Origin of the sequence: Klebsiella sp. K5-45 (genome assembly GCF_030128605.1) — a bacterium.
Lineage (GTDB): Bacteria > Pseudomonadota > Gammaproteobacteria > Enterobacterales > Enterobacteriaceae > Klebsiella > Klebsiella quasipneumoniae.
In genome coordinates this window covers 147,370-161,005 of record NZ_JAKUZW010000005.1, presented here as the reverse complement: position 1 = coordinate 161,005, position 13,636 = coordinate 147,370, and the positions used below count along the sequence as shown (strand labels likewise).

Sequence of the window (13,636 nt, the reverse complement as noted above, 5' to 3'; positions counted from 1 at the left end):
AAAACGATAAACTAAAACCATCTTCCAATTTTTTCTGCGAGCCCGCGCAAAACCAGTTGATGCCTGTGTCGTACCGTTTGCTGCCATCCCTGATCATTCTCCTGCTGCTGCCGGGCGTTCCCGTCTGGGCGCTGACCGCCAGCCACACCACTTTTACTCCCCAGGAAGAACCTTCCTTGCCCGATTTGGGGATCGCCCCGCAGGTCGATGACGACGCCAGACACTTTGCCGAAGTGGCTAAGAAGTTCGGCGAGGCCAGCATGAGCGATAACGGACTGACGGCGGGCGAACAGGCGCAGATGTTCGCCATCAACAAACTCGGCAATGAAGTGAGCCACCAGCTGGAGAGCTGGCTCTCGCCATGGGGCAACGCCAATGTCGACCTGCTGGTCGATAAAGAGGGGAAGTTCACCGGCAGTAAAGGGAGCTGGTTCGTGCCGTTGCAGGATAACGATCGCTACCTGACGTGGAACCAGTATTCGGTGACCCGGCGCGAGAACGATCTGGTGGGCAACATTGGGCTTGGCCAGCGCTGGCGGGTCGGCGGCTGGCTGCTGGGCTATAACTCGTTTTATGACAAGGTGCTGAGCGAAAGCCTGGCTCGCGGCAGCGTCGGCGCCGAGGCGTGGGGAGAATATCTCCGCCTGTCGGCGAACTACTACCATCCGCTGGGCGACTGGCAGCTGCGGGAGAATCAAACCCAGGAGCAGCGGATGGCCGCAGGGTATGACGTTACCGCCCAGGCGCGACTGCCGTTTTATGAGCACATCAACACCAGCGTCAGCGTCGAACAGTACTTCGGCGACAGCGTCGATCTGTTTCATACCGGCACTGGCTACCATAACCCGGTGGCCGTCTCCGTCGGGCTCAATTACACCCCGGTCCCGCTGGTCACCGTGACCGCCAAACATAAGCAAGGGGAAAATGGCGTCAGCCAGAATAACGTTGGCCTGAAGCTCAACTACCGCTTTGGTGTGCCGCTCAAGCAGCAGCTGGCGGCGGACGAGGTGGCGTTCAGCAACTCGCTGCGCGGCAGCCGCTTCGACAGCCCGGAGCGGGATAATCTGCCGGTAGTGGAGTATCGGCAGCGCAAAAATCTGACGGTCTATCTGGCCACGCCGCCCTGGGATCTACAGTCCGGGGAGACGGTGCAGCTGAAGCTGCAGATCCATAGTCTGCACGGTATCAAGTCGCTGCACTGGCAGGGCGACACCCAGGCGCTCAGCCTGACGCCGCCGGTGGATGCCCGCAGTCCCGATGGCTGGAGCGTGATTATGCCGGTGTGGAACAGTGAACCGGGCGCCGCGAACCGCTGGCGCCTGTCGGTGGTGGTAGAGGATAAACAGGGGCAGCGCGTCTCATCCAATGAGATCGCCCTGGCGCTGACCGAGCCGCTGGTCAAGTTCACCGCGCCAGGCGTCTCCTGGACGGACTCGCCTTAAAAAATTCGCTCCTGGTGGACCCATACCGCGGCTTCCACCCGGGATTTGAGCTTCATTTTCTTCAGCATGTGCTTGACGTGCACTTTGACGGTGCTTTCGGTGATATCCAGCCGACGGGCGATCATTTTGTTCGGCAGCCCCCGGGCGATCAGCTTGAGGATGTCGCGCTCGCGCGGGGTCAACTGGCTGATGTCGCGATCGGAGGTGGCGCGGTTGGCGCGCAGGCTGGCGGCCAGCACCGGGGTTAACGCTTCGCTTAATACCATTTCTCCGGCGGCCGCCTGCTGCAGCGCTTTCAGCAGATCTTCCGGCTCCATGTCTTTCAGCAGATAGCCATCGGCGCCGCGCTTGAGGGCGGTAACAACGTCCTCTTCATGGTTAGAGACGCTGAAGACCACCACCCGCCCAGACAGCGATTTCTCACGCAGTTTGTCCAGCGTTTCCAGGCCGTTCATGCCCGGCATATTGAGGTCCAGCAGGATCAGATCCGGATCCAGCGACTCCGCCAGCTCGATACCTTGCGCGCCATTGCTGGCTTCGCCAATCACCTGGATGTCCGGCGCCATGCTAATCAATTGTTTCACGCCGGTGCGCAGCATCGGATGGTCGTCAATGAGAAGGATGGTTGCCCGTTCCTGTTGACTCATGGGGGTCTCCTTATTGGATGGAAAACGTTTTTTCCGGGATAAACGTGACGATCACTTCGGTCCCGCCGGTTTCCCGGCGCCGAACCTGACAGTCGCCGCGCAGGCTTTGCGCGCGATCCCGCATAATAATTAAACCGTAATGGTTACTCCGCTCGGCGTGGTCCGGCACGCCGCGGCCGTTATCCGCCACCACCAGACGGACCTGGTTATCGCGTTGTGACACCGTCACGGTCACTTCCGTCGCGCTGGCATGCTTCAGGGCGTTGCTTAACGCTTCGCGGGCGATCTGCAGCAGGTGTATGGCCTGATGCGACGGCACAAAGCGCGGCGGAAGCTGATAATCAAGCTGCACCGTAAAGCCGAAGTGGGCGCTGTACTCCTGACAGCTGGCCTCCAGCGCCGGGCGCAGGCCCGGCTCGGTCAACTGCAGGCGGAAGGTGGTTAACAGCTCCCGCAGTTGGGCCCACGAGGTATTCAGCTCGTTACGAATTTGCCCCAGCAGCTGGCGGCTCTCCGCCGGCAACGCGTCGCCCTGCATCTGCAGGCAGCTGACCTGCATCTTCATACAGGATAGCGACTGGGCGATGGAGTCATGCAGCTCGCGAGCGATAGTGGCCCGCTCTTCCATGACGATCAGCTGCTGCTGTTTCTCCTGATGGCGGTCCAGCGCCAGGGTGCTGGTCAGTTGTTCAACCAACGTATCCACCAGTTGCTGCTGATCGTGGCTGAGATGACGGCCAACCGGCAGCGTCGCCAGCAGGATGCCGTACTGATTATGCGCATCCGACAGCCGCCACTTCAGCGTCGTGCCGCCATCCGGTAGCGGCGGCAGGTTGCGTGGGCAGAGGTAGCAGCCCATGTCATCACATTCATTATCCGAGTGGCAGGTAAACTCCTGATGGTTGTCTTCATCTTCCAGGTCGTAGACCCGCACCTCGATATCGCGCAGCAGCGTCAGACCCTGCAGACCGTTCAGCACCGGCGAAATGCGTTCGCAGAGCGGGGCGTTGGCGTGCAGCCGGCGGTTGGCCTGCCATAAGAAGGCGAGGATCTCGTTCTTCTGTTCCAGCCCGGCGGTCTTCTCCTGCACCCGGCGCTCCAGCACGGCGTAGCTTTCCGCCAGCTCTTCCGACATGTTATTTAGCGCCATGCCGAGAGTCGCCATTTCGTTGCGCCCGCTGATGTGCGCCCGCTGGGTGAAATCACGCTGGCTCACCGCTCGCGCCATGCTCAGCAGCTGTTTCCATGGCCGCAGCAGTCGGGCGCGTAGCCAGATGATGGTGAAGATCAGCAGTAGCGCCATGCCGATGGCGAGGAGGCGATGGATCCAGACCACCCGTTCGATACGCTGCTCGGTGGTATGGTCGAATGCGGTCACCAGCTGGTCGATACGATCGACAAAGTCGGCGACATCCTGGGCGACCTCCGCCTGGTTGACCGCGCGCTGCATGCCGGGAGCCAGCGCCAACTGCCAGTACTGCTGCAAGGCCTGCAGCTGGCGCTCCTGTCCGTCGCGGCGGGCGGAGTTTTGCAGCTCCGGACTAAAGACGGTGGCGGTCATATCATCGACCAGCTTTTGATCGTGTTCATTCAGCGGGATCGCCGCCAGCAGCCGGTAGCTCTGCATGCGTAATGACCCAGCTTTGTTAATGGCGTGCGCGCTGCCCTGCACGCCGTTGACCAGGCGCGCGGAGATCGCCATGCCGGCGACGCCTGTAAGGGTGGCAAGCAGGACGATCAACGCCAGTTGATTGACCAGCGTCAGCGGGGTAAAAAGACGTTTTAACATGGAATGCGTGGCTCCTGACCGGTCGTGTCTCCGGGAGTGGCGCTTATTCTCGGCTATCCCCTGGAGTATACCCATACCCCCAAAGAGTCACTCCTTAATTGTCGGTGGTAGGCACCGTTGGGAGAGGGGTTATACGCATCCCGGCAGCCGTGTGAAAAACCACACTTTTTTTCCCACCATTCTCTACTCACTTCGGAGCATGGTCTATTTTTGCACAAATTAGTCCGCGCTTTTCCTTTGATTTATATCAACTTACCGCCCCGGGCAACCCCTAAGGTAGCGGCAGGAAATATGAATAATCAGAGGTATCTATGAGTCAATCTTCCCTCCCGGAGAAGGCTAATCGCTCGGTCATTACCGACTGGCGGCCTGAAGATCCTGAATTCTGGCAACAGCGCGGCCACCATGTGGCGAGCCGCAATTTATGGATCTCCGTTCCCTGTCTGTTATTGGCGTTCTGCGTATGGATGTTGTTCAGCGCCGTTGCCGTTAACCTCAACAAAGTGGGCTTTCAGTTTACGACCGATCAGCTGTTTATGCTGACCGCGCTGCCGGCGCTCTCCGGCGCGTTGTTGCGCGTGCCGTACGCCTTTATGGTGCCGCTGTTCGGCGGCCGTCGCTGGACGGTGTTCAGCACCGGGATCATGATTGTGCCGTGCGTGTGGCTGGGCTTTGCGGTCCAGGATACTTCCACGCCGTTTAGCGTCTTCGTCATCATCTCTCTGCTGTGCGGCTTCGCCGGGGCCAACTTCGCCTCCAGTATGGCCAACATCAGTTTTTTCTTCCCGAAAGCGAAGCAGGGCGGGGCGCTGGGCGTCAACGGCGGCCTCGGCAATATGGGCGTCAGCGTGATGCAGCTGGTCGCACCGCTGGTGGTGTCGGTCTCGGTGTTTGCCATTTTTGGCGGGACCGGCAGCCAGCAGCCGGATGGCTCGATACTGTATCTGGAAAACGCCGCGTGGATCTGGGTACCTTTCCTGATTATCTTCACCCTGGCGGCGTGGTTCTTTATGAACGACCTGTCCGCTTCCAAAGCCTCGCTGAGCGAACAGCTGCCGGTGCTTAAACGCCTGCATCTGTGGATCATGGCGCTGCTCTATCTGGCGACCTTCGGCTCCTTTATCGGTTTCTCCGCCGGTTTTGCCATGCTGTCGAAAACCCAGTTCCCGGACGTGCAGATCCTGCACTACGCTTTCTTCGGTCCGTTTATTGGCGCGCTGGCGCGTTCGATGGGCGGGGCGATCTCCGACCGTCTCGGCGGTACCCGCGTGACGCTGGTGAACTTCGTGGTGATGGCTGTCTTCTGCGCGCTGCTGTTCCTGACGTTGCCGACCAATGGCCAGGGCGGCAACTTCATCGCCTTCTTTGCAGTGTTTATGGTGCTGTTCCTTACCGCCGGGCTGGGCAGCGCCTCCACCTTCCAGATGATCTCCGTGATCTTCCGTAAGCTGACCATGGACCGGGTGAAGGCCCAGGGCGGCAGCGAAGCCCAGGCGATGCGCGAGGCGGCGACCGATACCGCGGCGGCGCTGGGCTTTATTTCCGCCATTGGCGCCATCGGCGGCTTCTTTATTCCGAAGGCGTTTGGTATCTCGCTGGATCTGACCGGCTCGCCGGCCGGCGCGATGAAAGTCTTCCTGATCTTCTATATTGCCTGCGTAATCATCACCTGGGCGGTATACGGCCGTAAGCGTCAGTAATTCGCCATAGTCGATGTCGCTTCATAAAGGCGCACTCCTGAGGGAGGCGCCTTTTTTACTGGCTTAATTAGTTACAACATACTATTGAGCGTTTTTATTCATTTTGGCCACTGAGCCGGGGAGGGACGGCTTGCCAGCGTCACCGCTCTACCCCTTAATACCTCCCTGGTGAACCATCCCGCGTCTGGCGAGCTATTTTTCGCTAAAAAACCTTAAAAAACATCAAATTAAAAAGCTGAGTTTTGTACCACCTTGGTGGTAATTGCCAATTTGCGCCACGTTAACAAGCCAGTCCGTATTGATCGCTATCAATTCCCGCCCGCTTTCATGGCGTTACCTTCGCTGCAAATCCAGCAATGTCGATTTATCAGAGAGCCGTCAGGCTCCATATCAGGAGAAACCCGATGAGTAAATTCCTGGACCGGTTTCGCTACTTCAAACAGAAGGGTGAAACCTTTGCCGATGGGCACGGCCAGCTTCTAAACACCAACCGGGACTGGGAGGATGGATACCGTCAACGTTGGCAGCATGACAAAATTGTGCGTTCCACTCACGGTGTTAACTGCACCGGTTCATGCAGCTGGAAGATTTATGTCAAAAACGGGCTGGTGACCTGGGAAACCCAGCAAACGGACTATCCGCGCACCCGTCCGGACCTGCCAAACCACGAACCACGCGGCTGCCCGCGCGGCGCCAGCTACTCCTGGTATCTGTACAGCGCGAACCGCCTGAAATACCCGCTGATGCGCAAACGCCTGATGAAAATGTGGCGGGAGGCGAAGGTTCAGCATAGCGATCCGGTCGCGGCATGGGCCTCGATTATCGAAGACGCCGATAAAGCCAAAAGCTTCAAACAGGCTCGCGGTCGCGGCGGGTTTGTCCGCTCCTCATGGCAGGAAGTGAACGAGCTGATTGCCGCCTCCAACGTCTATACCGTGAAAACTTACGGTCCGGACCGCGTGGCCGGCTTCACGCCGATCCCGGCGATGTCGATGGTCTCCTACGCCTCCGGTGCCCGTTACCTGTCGCTGATCGGCGGCACTTGCCTGAGCTTCTACGACTGGTACTGTGACCTGCCGCCGGCCTCGCCGATGACCTGGGGCGAGCAGACCGATGTGCCGGAATCCGCCGACTGGTACAACTCCAGCTATATCATCGCCTGGGGCTCCAACGTGCCGCAGACCCGTACCCCGGATGCGCACTTCTTTACCGAAGTTCGCTATAAAGGGACCAAAACCGTGGCCATCACCCCGGACTACGCCGAAATCGCCAAGCTCTGCGATCTGTGGCTGGCGCCGAAGCAGGGTACCGATGCCGCGATGGCGCTGGCGATGGGCCACGTGATGCTGCGTGAGTTCCATCTTGATAAGCCGAGCCAGTATTTCACCGATTACGTGCGTCGCTACACCGACATGCCGATGCTGGTGATGCTTGAGGAGCGCGACGGCTATTACGCCGCCGGCCGCACGCTGCGCGCGTCCGACCTCGTGGATTCCCTTGGTCAGGAAAAGAATCCGGAATGGAAGACCGTCGCCTTTGACGAGAAAGGCGATCTCACCGTGCCGAACGGTTCCCTCGGATTCCGCTGGGGCGATAAAGGCAAATGGAACCTCGAACAGCGCGATGGCAAAACCGGCGAAGAGATTGAGCTGCGTCTGAGTCTGCTCGGCAGCCATGACGAGGTGGCGGACGTTGGCTTCCCGTACTTCGGCGGCGAAGGTTCTGAGCACTTCAACAAAGTCGCTCTTGAAAACATTCTACTGCACAAACTGCCGGTCAAACGCCTGCAGCTGGCCGACGGCTCCAGCGCGCTGGTGACCACCGTGTACGATCTGACCATGGCCAACTATGGCCTGGAGCGCGGTCTGAACGATGACAACTGCGCCGCCAGCTATGATGAAGTGAAAGCCTACACCCCGGCCTGGGCGGAGAAAATTACCGGTGTCTCCCGCGCGCATATCATCCGTACCGCCCGCGAGTTTGCCGATAACGCCGATAAAACCCATGGTCGCTCGATGATTATCGTCGGGGCGGGTCTCAACCACTGGTTCCACCTCGACATGAACTACCGCGGTCTGATCAACATGCTGATCTTCTGCGGCTGCGTCGGCCAGAGCGGTGGCGGTTGGGCGCACTATGTGGGCCAGGAAAAACTGCGTCCACAGACCGGCTGGCAGCCGCTGGCGTTCGCCCTTGACTGGCAGCGTCCGGCACGCCATATGAACAGCACCTCGTACTTCTACAACCACTCCAGCCAGTGGCGCTATGAAACCGTGACCGCGCAGGAGCTGCTGTCGCCGATGGCGGATAAATCCCGCTACAGCGGCCATCTGATCGACTTCAACGTCCGCGCCGAGCGGATGGGCTGGCTGCCGTCGGCGCCGCAGCTGGGCGTTAACCCGCTGCGCATCGCCGATGAGGCGAAAAAAGCCGGCATGACGCCGGTGGATTACACCGTCAAATCCCTGAAAGAGGGCTCGATTCGCTTTGCGGCGGAGCAGCCGGAAAACGGTAAAAACCATCCGCGTAACCTGTTTATCTGGCGTTCCAACCTGCTGGGCTCCTCCGGTAAAGGCCATGAGTACATGCTCAAATACCTGCTGGGTACGGAGAACGGTATTCAGGGCAAAGACCTTGGCAAGCAGGGTGGCGTGAAGCCGGAAGAAGTCGAATGGCGAGATAACGGCCTCGACGGCAAGCTGGACCTGGTGGTGACCCTCGACTTCCGTTTGTCGAGCACCTGTCTCTACTCCGACATCGTGCTGCCGACCGCCACCTGGTATGAAAAAGACGACATGAATACCTCGGATATGCATCCGTTTATTCATCCGCTGTCGGCGGCCGTTGACCCGGCCTGGGAATCGAAGAGCGACTGGGATATCTATAAAGGTATCGCGAAGAAATTCTCAGAACTGTGCGTGGGCCACCTCGGTAAAGAAACCGACGTCGTTACGCTGCCGATCCAGCATGATTCCGCCGCGGAAATGGCGCAGCCGCTGGACGTCAAAGACTGGAAGAAGGGCGAATGTGACCTGATTCCGGGGAAAACCGCGCCGCATATTATTCCGGTCGAGCGTGATTATCCGGCGACTTACGAGCGCTTCACCTCTATTGGTCCGCTGCTGGAAACCATCGGCAACGGCGGGAAAGGCATCGCCTGGAATACCCAGAGCGAAATGGACCTGCTGCGTAAGCTCAACTACACCAAGGCGGAAGGCCCGGCGAAAGGTCAGCCGAAGCTGGAGACGGCCATTGACGCCGCGGAGATGATCCTCACCCTGGCACCGGAAACGAACGGTCAGGTGGCGGTGAAGGCGTGGAAAGCGCTGAGCGAGATCACCGGCCGTGAGCACGCGCACCTGGCGCTGAACAAAGAAGACGAGAAGATCCGTTTCCGCGACATTCAGGCGCAGCCGCGGAAAATTATCTCCAGCCCGACCTGGTCAGGTCTGGAAGACGAACACGTCTCCTATAACGCCGGATACACCAACGTTCACGAGCTGATCCCATGGCGTACCCTGTCCGGTCGTCAGTCGCTGTATCAGGATCACCAGTGGATGCGCGACTTTGGCGAAAGCCTGCTGGTTTATCGTCCGCCGATTGACACCCGCTCGGTGAAAGCGGTGATGGGCGAGAAGTCCAACGGCAACCCGGAGAAGGCGCTGAACTTCCTGACCCCGCACCAGAAATGGGGTATCCACTCGACCTACAGCGATAACCTGCTGATGCTGACCCTGTCACGCGGCGGACCGATCGTCTGGATGAGCGAGGCGGATGCGAAAGATCTGGGGATCGAAGATAACGACTGGATCGAAGTGTTCAACGCCAACGGCGCCCTGACGGCGCGCGCGGTGGTGAGCCAGCGCGTGCCGGCCGGGATGACCATGATGTACCACGCGCAGGAACGCATCGTAAACCTGCCAGGCTCTGAAGTTACCGGCCAGCGCGGCGGGATCCACAACTCGGTTACCCGTATTACGCCGAAACCGACCCATATGATCGGCGGCTATGGCCATCTGGCCTATGGCTTTAACTACTACGGCACCGTCGGCTCCAACCGCGATGAGTTTGTGGTGGTACGTAAGATGAAGAACATTAACTGGTTAGACGGCGAAGGCAATGACCAGGTACAGGAGAGCGTAAAATGAAAATTCGTTCACAAGTCGGCATGGTGCTGAATCTCGATAAGTGCATCGGCTGCCACACCTGCTCGGTCACCTGTAAAAACGTCTGGACCAGCCGGGAAGGGATGGAGTACGCCTGGTTCAATAACGTGGAGAGTAAGCCTGGCGTCGGTTTTCCGAACGACTGGGAAAACCAGGAGAAATGGAAGGGCGGCTGGATCCGCAAAATCAACGGCAAGCTGCAGCCGCGCATGGGCAACCGCGCGATGCTGTTAGGTAAAATCTTCGCGAACCCGCATCTGCCGGGCATCGATGATTACTACGAGCCGTTCGATTACGACTACCAGAACCTGCATAACGCCCCGGAGAGTAAACACCAGCCGATCGCCCGTCCGCGCTCGCTGATCACCGGCCAACGGATGGACAAGATCACCAGCGGTCCGAACTGGGAAGAGATCCTCGGCGGCGAGTTTGAAAAGCGCGCCAAAGACCAGAACTTCGACAACATGCAGAAGGCGATGTACGGCCAGTTCGAGAACACCTTCATGATGTATCTGCCGCGCCTGTGCGAGCACTGCCTGAACCCGGCGTGCGTCGCGACCTGCCCGAGCGGCGCCATCTATAAGCGTGAAGAAGACGGCATCGTGCTCATCGACCAGGACAAGTGCCGCGGCTGGCGGATGTGCATCACCGGCTGCCCGTACAAGAAAATCTACTTCAACTGGAAGAGCGGAAAGTCCGAAAAGTGCATCTTCTGCTACCCGCGTATTGAATCCGGAATGCCGACGGTATGCTCCGAAACCTGCGTGGGCCGAATCCGCTATCTCGGCGTCCTGTTGTATGACGCGGATGCGATCGAAAATGCCGCCAGCACCGAGAACGAGAAAGATCTCTATCAGCGTCAACTGGACGTGTTCCTCGATCCGAACGACCCGAAAGTGATTGAGCAGGCGCTGAAAGATGGCGTACCGCAGGGGGTGATTGAAGCCGCGCAGCAGTCGCCTGTCTGGAAAATGGCGATGGACTGGAAGCTGGCCCTGCCGCTGCACCCGGAATATCGCACCCTGCCGATGGTCTGGTACGTGCCGCCGCTGTCGCCGATTCAGTCCGCCGCCGATGCCGGCGAACTCGGCAGCAATGGGATCCTGCCGGACGTGGAAAGCCTGCGTATTCCGGTGCAGTATCTGGCGAACCTGCTGACCGCCGGCGATACCCAACCGGTCCTGTTGGCCCTGAAGCGGATGCTGGCGATGCGTCACTATAAGCGGGCGGAAACCGTTGACGGCGTTGTCGATACCCGCGCGCTGGATGAGGTGGGCTTAAGCGAAGCGCAGGCTCAGGAGATGTACCGCTACCTGGCGATCGCTAACTACGAAGATCGTTTCGTGGTGCCAAGCAGCCATCGTGAACAGGCGCGGGAAGCGTTTCCGGAGAAAAACGGCTGCGGCTTTAGCTTTGGTGACGGCTGCCACGGCTCTGACAGCCAGTTCAACCTGTTCAACAGCCGTCGCATCGACGCCATCGACGTGACCAGCAAAACGGAGCCGCACGCATGATTGAACTTGTGATTGTGTCGCGCCTGCTCGAATACCCTGACGCTGCCTTATGGCAGCATCAGCAGGAGATGTTCGAGGCGCTTGCGTCATCAGAGAAACTCAGCAAAGAGGATGCTCACGCGCTGGGCGTTTTTCTGCGCGATCTGCTGACTCAGGATCCGCTGGATGCCCAGGCGGCCTATAGCGAACTGTTTGACCGCGGCCGGGCCACCTCGCTGCTGCTGTTTGAACACGTGCACGGCGAATCCCGCGATCGCGGGCAGGCGATGGTTGATCTGATGGCGCAGTATGAGCGCCACGGTCTGCTGCTCGATAGCCATGAGTTGCCGGATCATCTGCCGTTGTATCTGGAGTATCTGGCGCAGCTGCCGGAAGAGGAAGCGCTTGGCGGCCTGCGGGACGTTGCGCCGATCCTCGGCCTGCTCAGCGCGCGGCTGCAGCAGCGCGAGAGCCGCTATGCGGTGCTGTTCGAACTGCTGCTGAAGCTGGCAAACACTCAGGTCGACAGCCAGAAGGTGGCGGAGAAGATTGCCGACGAAGCCCGCGACGATACGCCGCAGGCGCTGGACGCGGTCTGGGAAGAAGAACAGGTGAAATTCTTTGCCGACCAGGGCTGCGGCGAGTCGGAGATTTCCGCTCACCAGCGTCGTTTTGCCGGAGCCGTGGCCCCGCAATATCTGAATATCTCTAACGGAGGACAGCAATAATGCACTTCCTGAATATGTTCTTCTTTGACATTTATCCGTACATTGCGGGTTCAGTGTTCCTGATCGGCAGTTGGCTGCGCTACGACTACGGTCAGTACACCTGGCGCGCCGCCTCCAGCCAGATGCTGGACCGTAAGGGAATGAACCTGGCGTCGAACCTGTTCCATATCGGCATCCTCGGCATTTTCGCCGGCCACTTCCTCGGCATGCTGACCCCGCACTGGATGTATGAATCCTTCCTGCCGATCGACGTCAAGCAGAAGATGGCGATGATCGCCGGCGGTGCCTGCGGCGTGATGACCCTGGTGGGCGGTTTACTGCTGCTTAAGCGTCGTCTGCTCAGCCCACGCGTGCGCGCCACCACCACCGGCGCGGATATTCTGATCCTCTCCCTGCTGATGGTGCAGTGTGCGCTGGGTCTACTGACGATCCCATTCTCTGCCCAGCATATGGACGGCAGCGAAATGATGAAGCTGGTCGGCTGGGCGCAGTCGGTGGTCACCTTCCACGGCGGTGCGTCGCAGCACCTGGATGGCGTGGCGTTTATCTTCCGCGTCCACCTGGTGCTGGGTATGACCCTGTTCCTGCTGTTCCCATTCTCTCGTCTGGTTCATATCTGGAGCGCGCCGGTAGAGTACCTGACGCGCAAATACCAGATTGTCCGCGCCCGTCGCTAACTGGCCCGCGACCGCTGACTGACCCCGCCCTGGCGGGGTTTTTTTTCGCCCCAGCCGAGGTTATTCCCGGCGGCGGCAAATAGAATAAGCATCCCGCCGAGCAACTGCATAGGGGTTAACGCATGATGGAAGACCAGATAGTCGACCCCCATCGCCATCAACGGATAAATAAAGGAGAGCGAACCGGTAATGGGCGTCGGCAGCTTCTGTATCGCGCTATATAAAAGCTGATACATGATCCCGGTATGGACGACACCGAGGATCAGCAGATAGCGCCAGGGGAAGCTGGCAGAAAAGTCGGGCATTTGCACCAGCGGCAGCAGCATCACGACGCCGACGAGCACCTGAATAAAGGCAATATGCTGAGCAGGGAGCGGATGCAGTTTGCGGGCGATGATGGCGGTCAGGGCATAGAAAAATGCCGCGCCTAATGCCAGCAAAACGCCGGCCGTGAGACTTTCGCCGTGCGTCGGGGCAAGCTCGCTTGACAGCAGGATCACCACGCCGCCGAAGGCCAACAGTAACCATCCCCATTTTACGGCGCTGACCCGTTCCCCCAACACCATGCCCATCAGCACCAGCATAAACGGCTGGGTGTTGTAGATCACCGTGGCCATGCCAATTGAAATACGCGAGTAGGCGGCAAACAGCAGCAGCCAGTTGATGACCAGCGCGATGCCGCCAAGTACCGCGAGGGCGAGGGTGAAGCGCGTGAGACGACTGAAGGGCTGGCGGCTGAGAACGATAAACAGCAGCAGGGTGAGCGCGCCAATCAGGCAGCGCCAGAACACCACATCAATTACCGGCAAACCAGTGAGCAGCACGAACGCGCCGATCGAGCCAGAAATTATCATCGCCAGGCTCATTTGCCAGACGCCGCGGGTAATTTGCATATTTCACCTCCAGAAGTTTTCCAGTATTGTGCGAAAAATCCTGACAGCCTGACATGGCTGAATTAAGGCAAACAGGGGGAAATCCCTTTCATAATTAGGTA

9 protein-coding genes are annotated in these 13,636 nt (G+C 59.1%); 6 read left to right on the top strand and 3 right to left on the bottom strand.

The window, feature by feature from the left end; genetic code table 11:
• The first annotated feature begins 59 nt into the window (after positions 1–59).
• Complete coding sequence (locus MKS11_RS12240; RefSeq protein ID WP_049092153.1) at positions 60–1,442, top strand: YchO/YchP family invasin; 1,383 nt, start codon at positions 60–62, stop codon at positions 1,440–1,442.
• On the opposite strand, the gene narL is transcribed toward MKS11_RS12240, so the two are convergent.
• Entirely contained in the window at positions 1,439–2,089 is a 651-nt protein-coding gene (gene narL, locus MKS11_RS12235; RefSeq protein WP_284109546.1) for a two-component system response regulator NarL, read from the bottom strand. The genes MKS11_RS12240 and narL overlap by 4 nt on opposite strands.
• Positions 2,090–2,099: 10 nt before the next feature.
• Positions 2,100–3,878 (bottom strand): nitrate/nitrite two-component system sensor histidine kinase NarX, encoded by a 1,779-nt coding sequence (narX, locus tag MKS11_RS12230; RefSeq protein WP_017900764.1) that lies wholly within the window; start codon positions 3,876–3,878, stop codon positions 2,100–2,102.
• A gap of 311 nt (positions 3,879–4,189) precedes the next feature.
• Here narX and MKS11_RS12225 point away from each other — a divergent pair, with 311 nt between their 5' ends.
• The 5 genes from MKS11_RS12225 (at position 4,190) to narI (ending at position 12,642) form a co-directional block, all read left to right on the top strand.
• Positions 4,190–5,578, top strand: a complete 1,389-nt coding sequence (locus MKS11_RS12225; protein WP_049092152.1) for a NarK family nitrate/nitrite MFS transporter — start codon at positions 4,190–4,192, stop codon at positions 5,576–5,578.
• 404 nt (positions 5,579–5,982) lie between these two features.
• Positions 5,983–9,726 carry a nitrate reductase subunit alpha gene (locus MKS11_RS12220; RefSeq protein WP_284109545.1) on the top strand — a complete coding sequence of 1,248 codons (3,744 nt, stop codon included), beginning with the start codon at positions 5,983–5,985 and terminating at the stop codon, positions 9,724–9,726.
• Positions 9,723–11,258, top strand: coding sequence for a nitrate reductase subunit beta (narH, locus tag MKS11_RS12215; RefSeq protein ID WP_004203183.1), 1,536 nt, complete (start codon positions 9,723–9,725; stop codon positions 11,256–11,258). Before MKS11_RS12220 ends, narH begins: the two co-directional genes overlap by 4 nt.
• Positions 11,255–11,965, top strand: coding sequence for a nitrate reductase molybdenum cofactor assembly chaperone (narJ, locus tag MKS11_RS12210; protein WP_004203182.1), 711 nt, complete (start codon positions 11,255–11,257; stop codon positions 11,963–11,965). The genes narH and narJ overlap by 4 nt, the downstream gene beginning before the upstream one ends.
• Positions 11,965–12,642, top strand: a complete 678-nt coding sequence (gene narI, locus MKS11_RS12205; RefSeq protein ID WP_002910189.1) for a respiratory nitrate reductase subunit gamma — start codon at positions 11,965–11,967, stop codon at positions 12,640–12,642. The genes narJ and narI overlap by 1 nt, the downstream gene beginning before the upstream one ends.
• Here the strand turns inward: narI and MKS11_RS12200 are convergent.
• Entirely contained in the window at positions 12,639–13,535 is an 897-nt protein-coding gene (locus MKS11_RS12200; RefSeq protein ID WP_032456272.1) for a DMT family transporter, read from the bottom strand. The genes narI and MKS11_RS12200 overlap by 4 nt on opposite strands.
• Positions 13,536–13,636 lie beyond the last annotated feature (101 nt).